This window comes from Mesorhizobium sp. XAP4, assembly GCF_029269325.1.
In the GTDB taxonomy this organism is placed as follows: Bacteria; Pseudomonadota; Alphaproteobacteria; order Rhizobiales; family Rhizobiaceae; genus Mesorhizobium; species Mesorhizobium ciceri.
This window is the reverse complement of sequence record NZ_JARIXW010000007.1, coordinates 397869-417550: the sequence shown is the minus strand read 5'-3', so window position 1 is coordinate 417550 and position 19682 is coordinate 397869. Positions and strand designations below refer to the sequence as shown.

General features: G+C 62.6%; 22 protein-coding genes. 6 read left to right on the top strand and 16 right to left on the bottom strand.

Annotated features, from left to right (window positions below; translation table 11 throughout):
- Window positions 1–97: 97 nt before the first annotated feature.
- Window positions 98–1060, top strand: a complete 963-nt coding sequence (locus P3C39_RS28370) for a hypothetical protein (protein WP_013531974.1) — start codon at window positions 98–100, stop codon at window positions 1058–1060.
- A 20-nt stretch (window positions 1061–1080) separates the two neighbouring features.
- On the opposite strand, the gene P3C39_RS28365 is transcribed toward P3C39_RS28370, so the two are convergent.
- From P3C39_RS28365 to P3C39_RS28335, 7 genes are all read right to left on the bottom strand, one after another.
- Entirely contained in the window at window positions 1081–1395 is a 315-nt protein-coding gene (locus P3C39_RS28365) for a type II toxin-antitoxin system RelE/ParE family toxin (RefSeq protein ID WP_063167878.1), read from the bottom strand.
- The gene (locus P3C39_RS28360) at window positions 1385–1660 is read right to left on the bottom strand and encodes a type II toxin-antitoxin system ParD family antitoxin (RefSeq protein WP_127366467.1); all 276 of its coding nucleotides are present in this window, start codon (window positions 1658–1660) and stop codon (window positions 1385–1387) included. The genes P3C39_RS28365 and P3C39_RS28360 overlap by 11 nt, the downstream gene beginning before the upstream one ends.
- 104 nt (window positions 1661–1764) lie before the next feature.
- Window positions 1765–2703: a GNAT family N-acetyltransferase gene (locus P3C39_RS28355; RefSeq protein ID WP_275954599.1), complete on the bottom strand. Its 939-nt coding sequence runs from the start codon at window positions 2701–2703 to the stop codon at window positions 1765–1767.
- An 84-nt stretch (window positions 2704–2787) separates the two neighbouring features.
- Window positions 2788–4764, bottom strand: a complete 1977-nt coding sequence (gene thrS, locus P3C39_RS28350; RefSeq protein WP_063172025.1) for a threonine--tRNA ligase — start codon at window positions 4762–4764, stop codon at window positions 2788–2790.
- A 176-nt stretch (window positions 4765–4940) separates the two neighbouring features.
- On the bottom strand, window positions 4941–5768 hold the full coding sequence (gene blaOXA, locus P3C39_RS28345) for a class D beta-lactamase (protein WP_275954600.1): 828 nt from the start codon (window positions 5766–5768) through the stop codon (window positions 4941–4943).
- 133 nt (window positions 5769–5901) lie between these two features.
- Entirely contained in the window at window positions 5902–6276 is a 375-nt protein-coding gene (gene yidD, locus P3C39_RS28340) for a membrane protein insertion efficiency factor YidD (protein WP_027162584.1), read from the bottom strand.
- An 85-nt stretch (window positions 6277–6361) separates the two neighbouring features.
- The gene (locus P3C39_RS28335) at window positions 6362–6520 is read right to left on the bottom strand and encodes a hypothetical protein (RefSeq protein ID WP_275954601.1); all 159 of its coding nucleotides are present in this window, start codon (window positions 6518–6520) and stop codon (window positions 6362–6364) included.
- 92 nt (window positions 6521–6612) lie between these two features.
- Between P3C39_RS28335 and P3C39_RS28330 the strand changes: the two genes are divergently transcribed.
- A complete protein-coding gene (locus P3C39_RS28330) occupies window positions 6613–7530 on the top strand; it encodes a LysR substrate-binding domain-containing protein (protein ID WP_275954602.1) in 918 nt (305 codons plus the stop codon).
- A 103-nt stretch (window positions 7531–7633) separates the two neighbouring features.
- Here the strand turns inward: P3C39_RS28330 and P3C39_RS28325 are convergent, their stop codons facing one another.
- The gene (locus P3C39_RS28325) at window positions 7634–8080 is read right to left on the bottom strand and encodes an iron-sulfur cluster assembly scaffold protein (RefSeq protein WP_063167874.1); all 447 of its coding nucleotides are present in this window, start codon (window positions 8078–8080) and stop codon (window positions 7634–7636) included.
- Between the two features lie 240 nt (window positions 8081–8320).
- On the opposite strand from P3C39_RS28325, the gene folE reads away from it, so the two are divergent.
- The 3 genes from folE to P3C39_RS28310 all read left to right on the top strand — a co-directional run bounded on the left by folE (window position 8321) and on the right by P3C39_RS28310 (window position 10509).
- A complete protein-coding gene (gene folE, locus P3C39_RS28320; protein ID WP_013531982.1) occupies window positions 8321–8956 on the top strand; it encodes a GTP cyclohydrolase I FolE in 636 nt (211 codons plus the stop codon).
- A 35-nt stretch (window positions 8957–8991) separates the two neighbouring features.
- The gene (gene hisI, locus P3C39_RS28315) at window positions 8992–9453 is read left to right on the top strand and encodes a phosphoribosyl-AMP cyclohydrolase (RefSeq protein ID WP_013531983.1); all 462 of its coding nucleotides are present in this window, start codon (window positions 8992–8994) and stop codon (window positions 9451–9453) included.
- Window positions 9454–9534: 81 nt separating this feature from the next.
- Window positions 9535–10509: a patatin family protein gene (locus P3C39_RS28310; RefSeq protein ID WP_174299064.1), complete on the top strand. Its 975-nt coding sequence runs from the start codon at window positions 9535–9537 to the stop codon at window positions 10507–10509.
- Between the two features lie 7 nt (window positions 10510–10516).
- On the opposite strand, the gene recJ is transcribed toward P3C39_RS28310, so the two are convergent.
- From recJ to P3C39_RS28270, 8 genes are all read right to left on the bottom strand, one after another.
- Window positions 10517–12301: a single-stranded-DNA-specific exonuclease RecJ gene (recJ, locus tag P3C39_RS28305; RefSeq protein WP_063167873.1), complete on the bottom strand. Its 1785-nt coding sequence runs from the start codon at window positions 12299–12301 to the stop codon at window positions 10517–10519.
- Window positions 12302–12479: 178 nt separating this feature from the next.
- Window positions 12480–12713 carry a DUF6434 domain-containing protein gene (locus P3C39_RS28300; protein WP_275954603.1) on the bottom strand — a complete coding sequence of 78 codons (234 nt, stop codon included), beginning with the start codon at window positions 12711–12713 and terminating at the stop codon, window positions 12480–12482.
- Window positions 12714–12786: 73 nt separating this feature from the next.
- Window positions 12787–13770, bottom strand: coding sequence for a class II fructose-bisphosphatase (glpX, locus tag P3C39_RS28295; RefSeq protein WP_013531987.1), 984 nt, complete (start codon window positions 13768–13770; stop codon window positions 12787–12789).
- A 204-nt stretch (window positions 13771–13974) separates the two neighbouring features.
- Window positions 13975–14142 (bottom strand): Thivi_2564 family membrane protein, encoded by a 168-nt coding sequence (locus P3C39_RS28290; RefSeq protein WP_013531988.1) that lies wholly within the window; start codon window positions 14140–14142, stop codon window positions 13975–13977.
- Window positions 14143–14213: 71 nt separating this feature from the next.
- Window positions 14214–14570, bottom strand: a complete 357-nt coding sequence (locus P3C39_RS28285; protein ID WP_013531989.1) for a hypothetical protein — start codon at window positions 14568–14570, stop codon at window positions 14214–14216.
- Window positions 14571–14703: 133 nt separating this feature from the next.
- Window positions 14704–16017 (bottom strand): homoserine dehydrogenase, encoded by a 1314-nt coding sequence (locus tag P3C39_RS28280; protein ID WP_224619397.1) that lies wholly within the window; start codon window positions 16015–16017, stop codon window positions 14704–14706.
- Window positions 16018–16064: 47 nt separating this feature from the next.
- Complete coding sequence (locus P3C39_RS28275; protein WP_013531991.1) at window positions 16065–17282, bottom strand: LL-diaminopimelate aminotransferase; 1218 nt, start codon at window positions 17280–17282, stop codon at window positions 16065–16067.
- A 44-nt stretch (window positions 17283–17326) separates the two neighbouring features.
- Complete coding sequence (locus tag P3C39_RS28270; protein WP_027162587.1) at window positions 17327–17719, bottom strand: hypothetical protein; 393 nt, start codon at window positions 17717–17719, stop codon at window positions 17327–17329.
- A gap of 97 nt (window positions 17720–17816) precedes the next feature.
- Here P3C39_RS28270 and phaC point away from each other — a divergent pair, with 97 nt between their 5' ends.
- Window positions 17817–19652 (top strand): class I poly(R)-hydroxyalkanoic acid synthase, encoded by a 1836-nt coding sequence (gene phaC / locus P3C39_RS28265; RefSeq protein ID WP_063167870.1) that lies wholly within the window; start codon window positions 17817–17819, stop codon window positions 19650–19652.
- The last annotated feature ends 30 nt before the right edge of the window (window positions 19653–19682 follow it).

The window sequence follows — 19682 nt, the reverse complement described above, 5'->3', positions numbered from 1 at the left end:
GCTCGGGCATTGGCGCGGGATACGCCGGACGGAAGAGTCGTATCGGTCGGACTCTTAAGCCTTGAAATTGCCACCGCCATGGGCTTCAACGCAAGGCATGTTTGAGGGGACTGTCCGTCTTTTCCTGGTCTGGCTCGGCGCCCTGCTGTTCATGGCGCCGGTTTCGTTCGCCATGGCGCAGAATGTCGACGGAGTCAGCGACCTGAAGCTTCCGGGAATTTCGAGCTACGCGACGCCGAAAGGCGAGACGTCACTGGCGCTGAGCGGCGGCGGTGCCATCACACTCTCTGCCCAGTTGACCGACAAGGGTTCCGACATCACGCGCGGCATCGTCTGGCGGGTCTTCAAGCCGGAAGCCGTCAACGGCAAATTGCCGATGGTCGCCTCCTCGCATGGCGGCACCGCCGTCTTTCAACTCGAACCCGGCAGCTATCTGGTTCACGCCTCCTACGGCCGGGCCGGCGCCACCAAACGCATCACTGTCGGCAAGGACGCCAAGCGCGAAAGCCTCGTGCTCGATGCCGGCGGCCTCAAGCTCGACGCCGTGCTGTCCGGCGGCGTGCGCATTCCACCGAAGAAGCTGCGCTTTTCGATCTACGAGGGCACTGCCGAGGCCAATGGCGACCGCGCGCTGATCATTCCCGATGTCGAGCCCAACAGCGTCGTGCGGCTCAACGCCGGCATCTACCATGTCGTCTCGACCTATGGCGCGGTCAATGCAGTCATTCGCTCCGACATCCGCGTCGAGGCCGGCAAGCTGACCGAAGCCACCGTCGAGCATCACGCCGCCGAGATCACGATGAAGTTGGTGCGCGAAACCGGTGGCGAGGCGATCGCCGACACGTCCTGGTCGTTGCTCAACGAGTCCGGCGATCCGATCAAGGAAACCGTCGGCGCTTTCGCCTCGATGGTGCTGGCCGAGGGCGACTACACCATCATCGCCAAGAACCGCGACCGCATCTACCAGAAGGATTTTACGGTCGTGGCCGGGCAGAACCAGGAAATCGAGGTTCTGGCCACCGAGGCCGCGGCGATGGATCCTGAAGAAGGCGCGGATTAGTTCGCAATCCACCAGAAGAATCAGGTGTCTGCGTCATCCTCTGAACCAGCAGGATAATCCTGTCCGCCGTAGAGCACGCGCAGGATGACCACGGTGTCACCGTCGACCCGGAAAACGATCGACACGCGGCGTTCAAAGCCGACGATGCGGACGCCGGGGCCAACAGTGTCGCGCACGGTCCCGCGCTCCGGGAAGTTGGACAGCGCCATGCACGCGGCCTCTATGCGGTCGACATAGTCGTCGGCACGTCTGCTCCCGCTGTCGTTTTCGATGTAGTCGTAGATGGCGAAGAGGTCGGCTTGAGCCGCCGGTCTGAAGACGACCTTATGTGTCACGCTTGGAGGCCTTCATGCGGTCCGCATGATGGGCGCGCAGCGCTTTGAAGACGTCTTCTGCCGGGATGTCCGGACGCGGGTCGTCAAGGGCTTCCTGGACCTTGGCGCGCATAATCGCGGTGATGGTCTGCTCTTCGCGGTCGAGGGCGCGCAGCGCGGCGCGCATCACCTCGCTGGCGGAGTCGTAGGCACCCGACGCCAGGCGTACGTCAACGCTGGCCTGCTGGCGGCCGAGGGTCACGGTGATCGGTTTGCTGGTTCTCATGGCAAGCTCTTTCCTTGCCCAATATAGCGCATGACATTACAGTGTCATACTATTTTTCTCAACGGCCAGCCAAGACTCGGCCCTGTGAGCCGGACGTTTATTGTTCAAGCCGCCAGCTCGGTCCGCGCCGGCAGGAACGGGATCCGGCGGCGTGGCAAAGCTGGCGCCAGGTCGAACACGCCGCGATAGAGGCGGTCGAGCAAGGCCTTGCGGTCGCGCAACGGCTCCAGTTCGCTCCAGCTCAGCACATCGCCGACGCGCACGTCGATCGCCTTGCCCGACAGCCGCGCGAATTCGTAGATGAGCAGCGACGTGCGCAGCGTCAGCGAGGCCTTGCCGACGAACTTGGCCACCCGGCCGTCGCGCTCGGCCATGTTCATCGGCCCGCTGACAAGATGGAACAGCCTGCCGTTCTGCCCGGAAAAATGCATCGGGATGACCGACGCCCTGGCGTCCTGGACGAGGCGGGCCGGAAACATCTTCCACGGCAGATCGCGCGCCCGGCCAAAACCCTTTGGCGCGGTGGCGACACCGCCGGCCGGAAATACCACGATGGTGACGCCCTCTTTCAGCAGGCGCACCGCTTCATGGCGCACGGCCATGTTGTTCTTCAGCGCATCCTTGGTCTCCGAAAAGTCGATCGGCAGCGAATAAGGCTCCATCTCGCGGATCTTGAGCAGATCCTTGTGGATCATCACCCGGAACGGACGGCCGAGCTGCTCGGCCAGCGACAGCACGGCGATACCGTCACCGATGCCGAACGGATGATTGGCGACGATCACCAGCGGCGTCTCTGGCAATTGCGCGGGCGGCCACTGATCAGCGGTCCGCACCCGCACGTCGATCAGGTCGAGCATGCGGCTGAACACGCGTTCGCCGGTCGGCACGATCTGGCGGCGCCAGAAATCATAGAGGGCTGTGTAGCGGTCGCGGCCCGACAAGCCTTCGACCGAATGTATGAACCAGCGCGTCAGCGCCGGCTGGCGCGGATTGGCATAGGAAAGCTCGGGAAAGGGTCGTTCGCGCAATTTCAACTTGAGCATAGGGGCTCGTTACAAGGTCGGCGTGACAGGGATATGAAAATGGCGGTGGATCGCTCCACCGCCATTTGGTCGAAACTATGCCAATCAGGCCGCGCGTTTGCGCCGGCGATCGGGCGTGACGGCTTCCTCGGTCAGTTGCGCGATCGCCTGGTCAAGGCCAAGCGATTCCTGGTCGCGCGAGCCCAGTCGGCGCATGTTGACCGTCTGCTCTTCCGCTTCGCGCTTGCCGCAGACGAGGATGACCGGAACCTTGGCCAGGCTGTGCTCGCGGACCTTGTAGTTGATCTTCTCGTTGCGCAGATCCGCTTCCGCCAACAGCCCAGCGGCCTTCAGCTTTGCCACCACCTCGGTCGCATAGTCGTCGGCATCCGACGTGATCGTCGCCACCACCACCTGCAGCGGCGCGAACCACAGCGGGAAATGGCCGGAATAGTTCTCGATCAGGATGCCAAGGAAGCGCTCCATCGAGCCGCAGATGGCGCGGTGAACCATGACAGGCTGCTTCTTCTCGGAATCCGAGCCGATATAGAAGGCGCCAAACCGCTCCGGCAGGTTGAAATCGACCTGCGTCGTGCCGCACTGCCATTCGCGGCCGATGGCATCCTTCAGCACATATTCGAATTTCGGCCCGTAGAAGGCGCCCTCACCCGGATTGATCGAGGTCTTGATGCGATTGCCGGACCGTGTCCTGATCGTCTCCAGCACGCCGCCCATGATCGCCTCGGCGTGATCCCACGCCTCGTCGGTACCGACGCGTTTGTCCGGCCGCGTCGACAGCTTGACGCTGATTTCGTCGAAACCGAAATCAGCATAGGTCGACAGGATCAGATCGTTGATGCGCAGGCATTCCGCCGCCAATTGCTCCTCGGTGCAGAAGATGTGCGCATCGTCTTGCGTAAAACCGCGCACGCGCATCAGCCCGTGCAGCGCGCCGGATGGTTCGTAACGGTGGACGTTGCCGAATTCCGCAAGTTTGACAGGCAGATCGCGATAAGACTTCAACCCATGCTTGAAAATCTGCACATGGCCCGGGCAGTTCATCGGCTTCAGAGCGAAAACCCGGTCGTCATCGGTATCGTCGCCGGCCACCGTCACCTTGAACATGGCGTCGCGATACCATCCCCAATGGCCTGACGTCTCCCACAGGCTCTTGTCGAGAACCTGCGGCGCGTTGACCTCCTGATAGCCCTGCTCGTCGAGGCGGCGGCGCATGTAGTTGACCAGGTTCTGGAACATCTTCCAGCCCTTGGCGTGCCAGAAGACGACGCCAGGCCCCTCTTCCTGGAAATGGAACAGGTCCATCTCGCGGCCGATCTTCCTGTGGTCGCGCTTCTCGGCCTCCTCCAGCATCGTCTGATAGGCTTCGAGCTGCGCCTGATCAGCCCAGGCCGTGCCGTAGATGCGGGTCAGCATCGGATTGTTCGAATCGCCGCGCCAATAGGCGCCGGCCACCTTCATCAGTTTGAAGGCGTTGCCGATCTGCCCCGTCGAGGCCATGTGCGGGCCACGGCAAAGATCGAACCAGTCGCCCTGCGCGTAGATCTTGAGATCCTGATCCTCGGGAATGGCGTCGATCAGCTCCAGCTTGTAGCGTTCGCCCTTGTCGGCAAACACTTTCTTCGCCTTGTCGCGCGACCAGACTTCCTTGGTGAACGGCTTGTTGCGCGAAATGATCTCGCGCATCTTCTTCTCGATCACGGGAAAATCGTCAGGCGTGAACGGCTCGTTGCGGGCGAAGTCGTAGTAAAACCCGTTCTCGATCACCGGCCCGATGGTCACCTGCGTTCCCGGCCACAATTCCTGCACGGCTTCCGCCAACACATGTGCGGCGTCGTGACGGATCAGTTCGAGTGCGCGCGGGTCGTCGCGGGTGACGATCTCGACCTTGCCGGATTTGCCAAGCGGATCGCTGAGATCGCGGACGGTGCCGTCGATCGCATAGGCGACCGCCTTCTTGGCCAGCGACTTCGAGATCGATTCGGCGAGGCCCGCACCGGTCATCGCCGCGTCGTATTCGCGGACGGAGCCATCGGGAAATGTCAGGGAAACGGAATTCAGCATGTATATCTCCTATCCAGTCCCGCAAACGAGCGCGGGTGGTTGAAATGCATGTCGCCCAAAAATGTGTGGGCGGTTTTGGGGGTACGACATGCAAAGAGTAGGCCGGATGCGTCCGGCAGCGGCTGTCTTTTATGGACAGATTCCGCCGCCGTAAAGCCCGGCTCAAATGTCAGACTTCATTTGATGAGCAGCGGCAGGTCCTTCAGGAACGCGGCTCGGGTCTTGAGGCCTTTGGGCATATCGGTCCGATTGGTGTCGACGACAAGGCGCGCAAAGACGATCTGGCGGCCATCCTTGTTCGCCCAGCCGACGAACCACCCAAGCGAGCGCTTGTCCTGAACCTTATCGGCATCGTTGCGCAGCCTGGTGCTTCCGGTCTTGCCTTGCACCGTCCAGCCTCCGGCCTGGAAGGTCGGGATGATGGCTGATGTCATGTCGTAGGCCCTGGCCGAGACAGGCAGCTTGCGGGCCAGCAGCTTGCGCAGGAAATCGACCTGCTCGACCGGCGTGATCTTGAGCGAGGAGTTTATCCAGGATTGGGTCAAACCATCATTCTTGCCGGGATTGCCGGAAACATCGGCATTGCCGTAGCCGAATTTGGAGACATAGCCAGCCAATTTTTCCGGCCCGAGCCGACTGGTGATTTCACGGGAGAACCAGACGATCGAATCCCGTTCCCAGATCACCGGATCGACGGTCTTCTGGTCCCGCTTCACCGCCTTGAACTCCGGCTTGTAGTCCCACGCCGGCGTATGCTCGTCGCTCAGGATCCCGCTGTCATAGCCGATCAGCGACAGCGGCACCTTGAACGTCGAGGCCGGGCTGAACCGCTGGTCGCACACTCCGTCCTGGTAAAGCGTCTTGCCGCTCGCCGCATCGGCGATCACCGTGCACTGCAAATCCCCCAGCGGCGCCGATTGCGCGCGCAACGGAAATCCCAGCAGCCAGGCGAGCAGGAACAGGATCCCGGCAAAGATGAAGGGAAGACGGTCGAAATTGCGCATTTTCTGCTCGCTCCAGAAGGGGGTTCGCGAGCGGCTTAGCGGGGTCTCTTGTCTCGATTTTGTCTCAAATGCGCAGTCTTTGTGCAGGCTGTTGTTAACCCTACCGGATCGTAAACCTGCTCTCCCCCGGCCATCATTCCTGCGCTTTGCCGCGCTTGCTGCCGATCCGCCAGTACCGCCAGGGCATGAACCAGAGATAGCGATCCGCAAGCGCCTCCGGCACCAGGTCTATGCCATGCGTGCCGAATGGCCCGCAGCGCAGCACGCGGAAGAATCCCATCCAGCCGCCGGCCCACAGGCCATGGCGGGCGATCGCCTCATGCGCATATTCCGAACAGGTCGGCAGATGCCGGCAGGAATTGCCGACAAAGCCCGACAGCGTCAGCTGGTAGAGGCGCACGAGCGACGTGCCGAGGAGACGGCCTGGCGTCTTGCGCCAGGGGCCGGGCCAGTTGCGGCCGCGTTTTTGCGACCCGTCTATATGCGCATGCCCATGCTGGTCGCGCACCACAGTCTCCGTATCGCGTTTCCCAGGCGATAGATGTGGACTTCTGCCGGAGAACGCAATCCCCGCTCCTTGCGCGCCCCCGCCATCACGGACGGGAACGGCGAAACGGCTGCCTGTCAGCCGACGGCGCCCAGCGGTCACGACTGGCCGGCTCCTCGCGGCGCTTTGAATGCTGCTTTTCGTCACGCCATTGAAACGTCGCGATCCGCATGACATCGCCAAAAATGTTCAGCAACTGGATCATGGTCGGCCTCCTTCGACATGGATTAGACCGCCGCTGGCCTTCGCCTTCAAACGAGTATAATTTCCACTTCGGATAATCCTGGGCTATGCGAAATGAAGCGTGGGCGCCTGCCGCTGACGGCATTGAGGAGCTTCGAGGCGGCGGGCCGGCATCTGAGCTTCAGCCGGGCCGCCGAGGAGCTTTTCGTCTCGCAGGCGGCGATCAGCCGGCAGATCCGCGAGCTCGAAATCTTCCTGCATCGACCCTTGTTCGAACGTCACCATCGACGAGTCGAACTGACCGACACCGGCCGGCGTCTGCTGGATCAGCTTGTCAGAAGTTTCGACGCCATCGATACCTTGCTTGGCGATCTGGTGGCGACACCGGCACAGTCCGTGGTCCGCGTCAGTGTCGAGCCGTCGCTTGCCTCCGTGTGGCTGGTTCCCCGGCTCAACCGGTTTCGCCAATTGCGGCCCGACATCGACGTCTCCCTCGAAGTCGATCCAAGGCTGATCGAGTTCCGCAGCGATCAGCCGGAGCTTGCCTTGCGCTTCAGCGCGCATGCCGACTCGTGGCCGCGCAGCCAGGCCGAGCGGCTTGCCTCGACGGTCGATTCGCCGGTCCTGTCGCCGGCGCTGCTTGCTTCTGGCCCTGCCCTCAGGAAGCCAATCGATCTTGGCCGCTACACGCTTTTGCACGAGGAGAACCGCCAGGGCTGGGTGCGCTGGTTCGAAGCGGCCGGCGTGCCCGCCGACGCCGTGCCCGCGCGCGGGCCGATGCTGGCGGATGCGTCGCTTTCAAAGCAGGCCGCCTTGCTCGGACATGGCGTGGCATTGGGCGATCTGTTGCAGATCGGCGGGGAAATCGCATCCGGCGCGCTGGTCAAGCCGTTCGACATCGACGTCGCATCCGGCGCCTATTGGCTGGTGGCCAGAAACCTGCACGACCTCTCGGAGCCGGTCGCCGCGTTCGCCGACTGGCTCAGAAGCGAATTTGCCGAAAGCAGGCGGGCGCTGGAAGCGCAGGTTTAAACCCTTCTGGCCCGGTTCCTGTCCCGCCAAATGCCAAGCAGTGGCAGCAAAGATTTGGGCGCCTGCGCGAAGCCTGCGCACCGTGGACGGCCAAATCCCAAGGTCAGGCCGCTTCTTCGGCGCGCTTCTTCTCGATCTGGCCGATCGCGTCGACCACGGCATCGAAAGTCAGCATGGTCGAAGCGTGCCGCGCCTTGTAGTCGCGCACCGGCTCCAAATATCTGAGATCCGCAAAGCGGCCGTCCGGCGGGGCGCCATTTTCCTTGAGCATCTTCAGCATGGAGTCGCGCACCGCGCGCAATTCCTCGGCACTCGCGCCGACGACATGCTGCGCCATGATCGATGACGACGCCTGGCCGAGCGCGCAGGCCTTCACGTCATGGGCAAAGTCCGTGACGACGCCGTCCTGCATCTTGAGGTCGACGGTGACGGTCGAACCGCATAGCTTGGAGTGCGCCTTGGCGGTCGCGTCAGGATGATCGAGACGGCCGATGCGGGCGATGTTTCCGGCAAAACCGAGAATTTTCGCGTTGTAGACGTCGTTTATCATAATTTTCCAATCCGTCGCCGCCAAGCGAACAGCGATTGCCGCTGTCGTGTCTTCCTTTCGCTCGCTATGACCTTATATAATGCTGGCAGTCCGGTATCGACAAGAACGACGAAAGCCAATGTCCTTGCCGGGAAGTTCACGCCGCTTACGGGGCTGGAAACGGGGCGAGTTTCCGACACCGAAAGGTCGTGGTCCGTTCAACTCGTTCCTCCGCCGAGAGGGACTACGGGAGACGCCTTTATGGATGCCGTCATCAAGAAGCTCATGCCACAGTCAGCCTATATGGAAAAGCCGGTCACCGACCGGCCAAGCGAAGCCGAAGTCGAAGCCGCCGTGCGCACGCTTTTGCGCTGGACCGGCGACAATCCGGACCGCGAAGGGTTGGTCGACACGCCGAAGCGGGTGGCAAAGGCCTTTCGCGAAATGTTCGGTGGTTACGACATGTGCCCGGCCGACGAGCTCGGCCGCACCTTCGAGGAGGTCGCCGGCTACGATGACCTGGTCATCGTCAAGGACATAACATTCCATTCGCATTGCGAGCACCACATGGTGCCGATCATCGGCAAGGCGCATGTCGGGTATCTTCCGGACGGCAAGGTCGTCGGCCTGTCCAAGATCGCGCGTGTCGTCGATATCTTCGCCCACCGCCTGCAAACCCAGGAGGCGCTGACGGCGCAGATCGCCGGCGTCATCCAGGACGTGCTCAATCCGCGCGGCGTCGCCGTCATGATCGAGGCCGAGCACATGTGCATGGCCATGCGCGGCATCCGCAAGCAGGGATCAACCACGCTGACCTCGACCTTCACCGGCGTTTTCAAGGACACGCCCGAAGAGCAGGTCCGTTTCGTCACCATGGTGCGCGGCGGCGGGGTCTGATCGGCCCTCGCCGGCCATCAAAATAAGGACCGGCGATGTCGGCACTGGAATTTCCAAAAGCTCCGTCGGACAAGAAGGCTCTCGAGGAAGGCGCGGTGTTTTCGCCGCGCTTCGATGCAGCCGGGCTGGTCACGGTCGTCGTGACAGACGCCGCGGACGGCATGCTGTTGATGGTTGCGCATATGAACGCGCAAGCACTGGCGCTGACGCTTGAGACCGGCATCGCCCACTACTGGTCGCGCTCGCGCAGCGCGCTTTGGAAAAAGGGCGAAACATCAGGCAATTTTCAGCATGTCGTCGAGATGCTCACGGATTGTGACCAGGATGCCATATGGTTGCGCGTCAAAGTGTTGGGCCACGACGCAACCTGTCACACTGGCCGGCGTTCATGCTTTTATCGGACGGTGGGGCTGGTCGACGGCAAAGGGACGCTTGCCATCGACGGCAGCAAGCCGCTGTTCGATGCGGAAAACACGTATCGGAAACCAACAGCTTGAACCTTCTGCCTGACACCAACGACACAGATTCATCATTTCGATACGCCCCGCTCGTATAGTAGCCGTGGGACAAGGGAGATTATGATGCTCGAGTGGGCGTCATTGCGTAACAGACCAGATGTCAGGGAGGCCAACGGCCTGTCCTCGTCAGGCGGCGCGTCCGAAACGAACTCCCAAAAGAAAACAGGCATTTCGCTCGCCTTGGGTGGCGGGTGCGCCCGCGGCTGGGCGCATATCGGCGTGCTGCGCGCGCTGGATGAAGCCGGCATCGAAGTATCGATGATCGCCGGCACCTCGATCGGCGCGCTGGTCGGCGGCTGCTATCTCGCCGGCAAACTGGACGAGCTCGAAGAATTCGCCCGCAGCCTGACCAAGCGCCGCATTTTCGGCCTGCTCGATCTCAATTTACGCGGCAGCGGCCTGTTCGGCGGCATGAAACTCGATGCAAGGCTGCGCGAGCACATGGCCGGCATTCGTTTCGAGGACCTTGCCAAGCCGTTCGTCGCGGTCACTTCCGAAATCCGCACGGGCCACGAAATCTGGCTGTCGAGCGGCTCATTGATCACCGCCATGCGCGCCTCTTATGCGCTTCCCGGCGTGTTCGAGCCGGTGAATTGCAACGGCCGCGTGCTGGTCGACGGCGCTCTGGTCAACCCCGTACCGGTTTCGGTCTGCCGCGCCTACGAGCAGCCGCTCGTCGTGGCGGTCAACCTTCACTATGACCTGTTCGGCCGTGCCGCCGTCATCAAGCACAGCGCTGGCGAACTGGTCGTCGAAAAGGACGCGCCGAGGGCCGGACATGGCGATCCCGAACACCAGTCGCATCAGACCCGGCTCGGCATCACCGGCGTCATGGTCGAGGCCTTCAACATCATCCAGGACCGCATTTCGCGCGCAAGACTTGCCGGCGATCCGCCAGACATGTCGCTACAGCCGAAGCTCAGCCATATCGGCCTGACCGAGTTCCACCGCGCCGACGAGGCGATCAATCTCGGCTATCAGGCGACGATGGCGCAGATCGGCGAACTGACCCGGCTGCAGACAGTTCTCGCCTGATCAAAACCTACGCACGAGCCGCATCGGTGATACGAAACTGAACGGTGCGGTTGCCGTTCCAGTAATTCCCTGAGAGCGAACCGGCGACGTGGATTGTCTTGCCCCGGTTCTTGAACAGGAATTCGCCAAGCGCGGTATCGACGGCGCGAAAGGCGATCGCCTGGATCCGGCCGCCGCTTTCCGATTGCAGCTCGACGCGGATGTGATTGGTGCCGACCGGCCGCGCATCGGCCAACCGGTGGCGCGGCAACGCGAAAACAGGGGCCACGTGCCCGGCACCGAAAGGTCCGGCTTGTTCCAGCGCGTCGAGCAGGCTGAGTGTCGCGCCTTCAGCGGCAAGCGCACCGTCTATGGCCAGGCTTTCCTCGCCCTGCAGGCGAAACACGTCGGCTGCCGCCCGCTCTTCGAAAAACGCCCTGAGCTCACCAAGCCTCGCCCGCTCGACGGTGATGCCCGCCGCCATGCCATGCCCGCCACCCTTGACGATCAGACCGGCAATGGCCGCCTCGCGCACCAGCCGGCCGAGGTCGAAACCCGAGACCGAGCGGCCCGAGCCGGTGCCGATGCCGTTGGCGTTGAAGGCGATGGCGAAGGCGGGCCGGCGGGCATGATCCTTCAGCCGTGAGGCGAGCAAACCGACGATGCCCGGATGCCAGCTGTTGCTGGCGGTGACGACGATAGCCGGGCCATTGCCGCCGGCGAGCTCCGCATCGGCCTCGGCGCGCGCCGCCGCGAGCATCTCCTGCTCCATCAGCTGCCGTTCCTGGTTGAGCCGGTCGAGCGTCTCGGCAATGGTGCGCGCCTCGACCGGGTCGTCGGTCGCAAGCAACCGGCTGCCAAGTGCGGCATCGCCGATGCGTCCGCCGGCATTGATGCGCGGGCCGATCAGATAGGCCAGATGGAAGGTGCTGATCGGCTCGCCGATGCGCGACACCCGTGCCAGTGCCGCGAGCCCTTCGTTCTTCTGCTGGCGCGCCATCTGCAGCCCCTTGACCACGAAGGCACGGTTGACGCCGGTCAGCGGCACCACGTCACAAACGGTGGCCAATGCCACGATATCGAGCAGCGAAAGCAGGTCCGGCGGCGTAGCATCGGCCATGCGGCTACGCAGGATCCTGGCCGTCTGCACAAGGGCGAGGAAGACCACGCCGGCGGCACAGAGATGGCCCTGCCCGGAAAGGTCGTCGTCGCGATTGGGATTGACGACAGCGATTGCCGCCGGCAAGGCACCGCCGACCTGGTGGTGGTCGAGCACCACGACATCGGCCCCGGCCTCATTGGCGGCATCGATGGAAGCGGCGCTGTTGGTGCCGCAATCGACGGTGACGATCAGTGTCGCGCCACGCGAAACAAGTTCGCGCATGGCGTCGGGGTTGGGGCCATAGCCCTCGAAAATACGATCCGGGATGTAGATTTCCGACGGCACCGAGAAATGCGTGAGGAACCGCTTCAGCAAGGCCGACGAGGCGGCGCCGTCGACATCATAGTCGCCGAAGATCGCCACCTTTTCCCTGGCCATCACCGCGGCGGCGATCCGGGCCGCCGCCCTGTGCATGTCGGTCAGCGATGCCGGATCCGGCAGAAGATCGCGGATCGTCGGATCGAGAAACCGCTCGGTCTGCTCGGCGGTGACGCCGCGGCCGGCAAGCACCCGTGCTACGATATCGGGTACCCCGTAGCCTTGCGCGATGGCGAGCGCGATCATGTCCTGCCGCTCGGTCAGCCGGTGCTCCCAGGAAACCCCTGATACCGACTGCCTGACATCGAGGAAGAGGCGCTTTTCGCCGGTCATACGCTTTGCCAACTCATCGTTGGCCGCACGATAGTGCATGTCGCCCAAAAGTGCGCAGCGGTTTTGGGGCGACGACCTGCATTGGCAACGATTTAAAGCGTGTCACGTTCATGCGACGCTCTATAGGCCAAAGGCAGGCAAAGCCAAGCGATTCACGGTGTGCGCCGTCCGGGAAGTGTCAAGAAAACTGCGCTTTCCGCTTTTCAGCCTGGCGCCGAAGCCATTCGTCGGCCGCATCGCCCATCGTCGTTTCCACACCGTCCTTGAGCCAGGCCATGAAAGGCCGGTCGAAGCTGAATGCGTCGCTGCATTCCCGGATGAGAAAGCGACGCACATTCTGGGTGTTGCGATAAGACTGCGTGATGGCGGTGGCGCGCGAGATCGGATCCGCGTGCCAGTCGAACGGTTTCATCGTCAAATCCTTGCAGCCAATATCGGGTGCGCCCGAATGGCTAACAATTGCAAGGTGGCTTCGCAAGCAAGCGTCAGAACTTATCCAGGTCCTGATGGCGTGCCTTGATCTCGCGCACCGTCCGCGACGACGAGCGCAGCACGATCGTGTGGGTGGTGATGTAATTGTGGCCGAACTTGACGCCAGCCAGCATGTTGCCGTCGGTGACACCGGTGGCCGCAAACAGCACATCGCCGCGCGCCATGTCCTCCGTCCGATAGACCCGTTTCGGATTGGAAATACCCATCTTTGCCGCGCGAGCAACCTTTTCCGGTGTGTCGAGGATCAGCCTGCCCTGCATCTGGCCGCCGGTGCAGCGCAGCGCGGCGGCGGCCAGCACGCCCTCGGGTGCTCCGCCAGTGCCGAGATAGATATCGATGCCGGTTTCTTCCGGATCCGTGGTGTGGATGACGCCGGCGACATCGCCGTCGCCGATCAGCCGGATCGCGGCACCCGTGGCGCGCACGGCATCGATCAGCTTGGCATGACGTGGCCGGTCGAGGATACAGGTGGTGATGTCCGAAATAGCCACGCCCTTGGCGCGGGCGAGGCTGGCGATGTTTTCGGCCGGTGAGGCATCGATATCGATGACGCCGTCCGCATAGCCCGGACCGATGGCGATCTTGTCCATGTAGACATCGGGCGCAAACAGCAGGCTGCCCTTTTCGGCGATGGCGATGACGGCGAGCGCATTGGGCAGGTTCTTGGCGCAGATCGTCGTGCCTTCGAGCGGATCGAGCGCGATATCGACCGCCGGACCTTTGCCGGAGCCGACTTCTTCGCCGATATAGAGCATCGGCGCTTCATCGCGCTCGCCCTCGCCGATCACCACCGTGCCCCTGATGGAAAGCCGGTTGAGTTCCTGGCGCATGGCATCCACGGCGACCTGGTCGGCCGCCTTTTCGTCGCCGCGCCCACGCAGCCTGGCGGCCGCGACGGCGGCCCGTTCGGTGACGCGCACCAGTTCCATGGTGAGTATCCGGTCAAGGCCGGCGACGATGTTCTGGGCCACATTCATCTGGTGATTTCCTCGTTGGCAATGCGGCCTCCCGCCGGAGGCGGGCCTGTTTTGTCAAACGAGCATGACAACGGCAAGACCTGCCACGAATATTATCGAATATCCAACAATATCAATCGATTAAACTACGTCTTGAAACACGACCGGCCCGATCGCCACGCGCCGGGCCAGTCTTAAAACGGTGAGAATGGCGGCCTTCGCGGCCTAAAAAACCGCGAGGTATTTGAGCAGCGAAATGATGCCGATGATGATGACGATGACCTGAACTATTTGTCTCATCCGGCCATCGAGCGGCAGGCGTTGAACCAGATAGAGAACGAGGATGATGACGAGGAATGTGATCAGGATGCCGATCAACGCTGACGAAGCCATGGTGTCCTCCTTAAAAGTGATTTGCTGAAAACAATAGAAAAGGCCGGAAGCCCGGCCCTATTGCGCTGCGGTCAATACCAGCGGCGGGAGGTATCGTTCGTCGACTGAGCAATGGCGAAGCCGGCCAGAAAGCCGAGCAGGCCGATCACGCCGACCAAAGCTGTCGTCGTACCAGGATTCTCGCGCGCGACTTCCGAAACAGCCTGGGCCTGGCTGCGCAGTTGTTGCGCCGTACGCGAAGCGCGGTTCGCCGCGGTGTCGTACAACTCGGACGCCTGTTCGCTGGCGTCGTCGAACATCTCCGCGCCCCGCGCCGAAATGCTCTTGTTGATCTTGGTGATCTCTTTGCGCAGTTCGGCAATCTGCTTTTCCAGCGTCTTCTGGACGTCGTCGATATCGGGGGTGTCGGATTTGTTGGTGTCAGCCATGAAGCGGTTCCTCTGGTTGGTGACCAAGAGAACGGCGTCGACGCGAATTCGTTCCGGTCTGTGGCGGCTGCCTGCCTCCAGACCGGACCTCAATGCCTGCGGAATTCTTGTCCCGCGCGACTGTCGGACAAAGCTACCCTGCCCGTTCGATGCGGATGACCTGCGGTTTGTCGGTCAGATGTCCGTCCTTGGTGATGCCGTCTACCGCCTTGCGCACGGCGGCCTCCGTCGTCTCGTGGGTGACAAGGATCACCGTCTTCTGTGCCGCCGCCTCGCCGTTGACTGCGTGCTGGACGATCGATTCCAGCGAGATGTCATTGTCGGCCATGCGCTTGGCGATTGCCGCGAACACGCCGATGCGGTCGTGCACGGTCAGCCGGATGAAATAACCGCCGGCATGGCTGCGCATCTGCGCCTTCTTGTAGGGTTTCAGCTCCTTGGCCGGCCGGCCGAAGACCGGACCATGCTGGAAGCCTGGCCGGCTCTTGGCGATGTCGGCGATGTCGCCGATGACGGCCGATGCGGTGGCGTTGCCGCCCGCACCGGGGCCGGACAGCAGCAGCTCGCCCAGAATGTCGGTCTCGATCGCCACCGCATTGGTGACGCCATGCACCTGCGCGATGACCGATGCGGTCGGCACCATGGTAGGATGCACGCGCTGCTCGATGCCGCTCTCGGTGCGCTGGGCGACACCCAGCAGCTTGATCCGGTAGCCAAGATCGGCGGCCGCGCGGATGTCGGCCTGGGTGATGTTGGAAATGCCTTCCATGTAGATGTCGTTGGCGGCGATCCTGGTGCCAAAGGCAAGGCTGGTCAGAATCGACAGTTTGTGCGCCGTGTCGTGGCCCTCGATATCGAAGGTCGGATCGGCCTCGGCATAGCCCAGCCGCTGCGCGTCCTTCAGGCAAGCATCGAACGAGATGCCCTCGGCCTCCATGCGGGTCAGGATGTAGTTACAGGTGCCGTTGAGGATGCCGAACACGCGGGTGACCGAATTGCCGGCCATCGCCTCACGCATCGTCTTGATGACGGGAATGCCGCCCGCCACCGCCGCCTCGTAGTTCAGAAGCACGCCCTTCTTCTCGGCGATCTCGGCCAGCGCCACGCCATGCTTGGCCAGCAGCGCCTTGTTGGCGGTGACGACGTGACGGCCGGCTTCGAGTGCCGTCTTCACCGATGAGCGCGCCGGGCCCTCGTCGCCGCCGATCAGTTCGACGAACACGTCGATTTCTGCGGTCTGGGCCATCTTGACCGGATCGTCGAACCACTTTGCAGAGCTCAGATCGACGCCCCGATCGCGCTTCTGGTCGCGCGCCGAGACGGCGGTGACGATCACGTCACGGCCGCACTGGCGGGTCAGTTCCACCGCTTTGTCGCGCAGCACGCGCGCCACCGATGCACCGACCGTGCCGAGGCCGGCAATTCCAACACGCAATGCTTCAGCCATGTCCGGCGACGTCCCTCAAAGTCAGATCGAATTTGCGTGCGGCAAGCTTACCGGTGAGCGGAGAGCGGCACGACATTGTTGGGCTGCTTGGCGCTGGTTGACAGGAAGCGCTTGATGTTGCGCGCCGCCTGCCGGATCCTGTGCTCGTTCTCGACCAGAGCAACGCGCACGAATTCGTCGCCATGCTCGCCGAAGCCGACACCGGGCGCCACGGCCACGTCGGCATGTTCGATGAGCAGCTTGGAGAATTCGAGCGAGCCGAGATGCTTGAACGGCTCCGGGATCGGCGCCCAGGCGAACATCGATGCCGCCGGTGCCGGAATGGTCCAGCCGGCGCGGCCGAAGGCGTCGACCATCACGTCGCGGCGCTTGTGGTAGATGTCGCGCACCTCGGCGATGTCGGCGCCGTCGCCGTTGAGCGCGTGTGCCGCCGCCACCTGGATCGGCGTGAAGGCGCCGTAATCGAGGTAGGACTTCACCCGCGTCAGCGCCGAGATCAGCCGCTCGTTGCCGACGGCAAAGCCCATGCGCCAACCGGGCATGGAGAAGGTCTTCGACATGGAGGTGAATTCGACGCAAACGTCGATCGCGCCAGGCACCTGCAGCACCGAAGGCGGCGGATTGCCGTCGAAATAGATCTCCGAATAGGCAAGGTCGGACAGGATGATGATGTCGTTCTTCTTGGCGAAGGCGACCACATCCTTGTAGAAATCGAGCGAGGCGACCAGCGCTGTCGGGTTCGACGGATAGTTGAGGATCAGCGCCAGCGGCTTCGGGATCGAATGCTTGACACCGCGCTCGAGCGCCGGGATGAAACCGTCGTCCGGCTCCACCTGCAGCGAGCGGATGACGCCGCCCGACATGATAAAGCCGAAGGCATGGATCGGATAGGTCGGGTTCGGGCACAGGATGACGTCGCCGGGCGCGGTGATCGCCTGCGCCATGTTGGCAAAGCCTTCCTTCGAGCCAAGCGTGGCCACCACTTGCGTGTCGGGATTGAGTTTCACGCCGAAGCGCCTGCCATAGTAGGCGGCCTGGGCGCGGCGCAGGCCCGGAATGCCGCGCGACGAGGAATAGCGATGCGTGCGCGGGTCGCGCACGACCTCGCACAATTTGTCGACGATAGCCTTGGGCGTCGGCAGGTCCGGATTGCCCATGCCGAGGTCGATGATGTCGGCGCCGCGCGATCGGGCGCTGGCCTTGAGCCGGTTGACCTGCTCGAACACGTAAGGCGGAAGCCGGCGAACCTTGTGAAATTCTTCCATGGCAGTTCCAGACAGCGAAGGGGTGTTGGGCGCGCGCTATATACTTATTTGCAGGTAGGGTCGAGGGCGGGGTCGCATTTGGCTTCGATCTGCTTCAGCGTTTCGTCGCCATGCTTCTTGGCCAGATCCGTCAGCGCCGCCTGGTTGGCGACCTTGGGGCCGCCGCCCTTTGCCGCCTGCGCATTCTCATCCGCCTTCAATTGCGCGAGCTTGGCGTTCTTCTCGGCTTCGGTGAACTGCGGCGCCGCCACTTGCGGCTTGATGTTCAGGTTCGGGAAGGTGCCGGTGTCCTTCGGTCCCGCACCCACAGCGACAGGCGTCGGGCCATTCGTGTTGGTGCTCGAGCACCCGGCAATGCCGATGAGGACGATCGCCGCGCCGATGCGGCAAAAACGTCCGGCACCGAAAAAAACAGTCTCGCCAATATTAATCGTCATATTGTTTCCTTGGCAGCCGAGGTAGAGCGAGATTGGCCCGGTCGGATGTCCCATGTTAATATGTCAAGAAAAGGCCTCGGGAGGAACCCCGCCAACCATGTCCAAAACACCCGATTCGGGCAAAGCGGAAGATGACCAGCCTTCGACCGTCGAGCAATATCTGGTGAAGGACCCGGAACGCTTCGCCCTGAACATGGCGCGCATGATCGAGCAGGCCGGCAAGGCCGCTTCCGCCTGGGCCGAGCCGCGCGAAAAAGGCGACGTGCGCGACCATGTGGCCGAGCCCGTCGTCGATATGGTGAAGACCTTTTCCAAGCTCAGCGAATACTGGCTTGCCGATCCGCAGCGCGCGCTGGAAGCGCAGACGCGGCTGTTCTCCGGCTATATGACAGTCTGGGCCAACGCCATTCAGCGCACCAGCAACGCCGCGCAAGACACCGAAGACGCGGTCAAGCCGGAGCGCGGCGACAAACGCTTCCTCGACCCGGAATGGGGCCGCAACGCCTTCTTCGATTTCCTCAAGCAGGCCTATCTCGTCACCTCGCGCTGGGCGGCCGATCTGGTCGAGCACGCCGAAGGTCTTGACGAGCACACCCGCCACAAGGCCGGCTTTTACGTCAAGCAGGTGTCCAACGCCATCTCGCCGTCGAATTTCATCCTGACCAATCCGGAACTGTTCCGCGAAACCGTCGCCTCGAACGGCGAAAACCTGGTGCGCGGCATGAAGATGCTGGCCGAGGACATCGCCGCCGGCAAGGGCGACCTGAAGCTGCGGCAGGCCGACTACTCGCCCTTCGAGATCGGCAGGAACATCGCCACCACTCCCGGCAAGGTGGTCGGCCGCAGCGACGTCGCCGAAATCATCCAGTACGAACCGGCGACCGAGACGGTGCTCAAGCGGCCCCTGCTGATCTGCCCGCCATGGATCAATAAATTCTACATCCTCGATCTGAACCCGCAGAAATCCTTCATTCGCTGGGCGGTTGAACAGGGCCACACCGTGTTCGTCATCTCCTGGGTCAATCCGGACGAGCGCCACGGCACCAAGAGCTGGGAAGCCTATATCCGCGAGGGTCTGCAATACGGCCTCGACACGGTCGAGAAGGCCACCGGCGAACGCGACGTCAACGCGATCGGCTATTGCGTCGGCGGCACGCTCCTGGCGGCGGCACTGGCGCTGATGGCGCAAGAGGGCGACGACCGCATCAAGTCGGCGACCTTCTTCACCACGCAGGTCGACTTCACCTATGCCGGCGACCTGAAGGTGTTCGTCGACGAAGAACAGGTCGCGGCAGTGGAAAAGTCGATGAGCGAAAAGGGTTATCTCGACGGCACCAAGATGGCGACCGCCTTCAACATGCTGCGCTCAGGCGACCTGATCTGGCCCTATGTCGTCAACAACTACATGCGCGGCAAGGATCCCCTGCCCTTCGACCTGCTCTACTGGAATGCCGATTCCACCCGCATGGCCGCAGCCAACCACTCTTTCTACCTGCGCAACTGCTATCTCGAGAACAACCTTTCGCAAGGCACGATGGAACTGGCGGGCCGCACGGTCTCGCTCGGCGACATCACCATCCCGGTCTACAACCTCGCCTCCAAGGAAGATCACATCGCGCCGGCGCTTTCGGTGTTCCTCGGCTCGAAATATTTCGGCGGCACGGTCGAGTATGTGATGGCCGGGTCGGGCCATATCGCCGGTGTCGTCAATCCGCCGGCATCCAACAAATACCAGTATTGGACCGGGGCTACGCCGACGGGCGACTTCAGCCAGTGGATAGCCAATGCCACCGACCATCCAGGATCCTGGTGGCCGCACTGGCAAGGCTGGATAGAGGCCAAGGACAACACCCGCGTGCCTGCCCGCAAACCGGGCAAGCATATGAAAACTTTGGGTGATGCTCCGGGCACCTATGTGAAGGTCCGTGTGTAACGGACTGTAATGTGTGGTGAGTTGACGGGC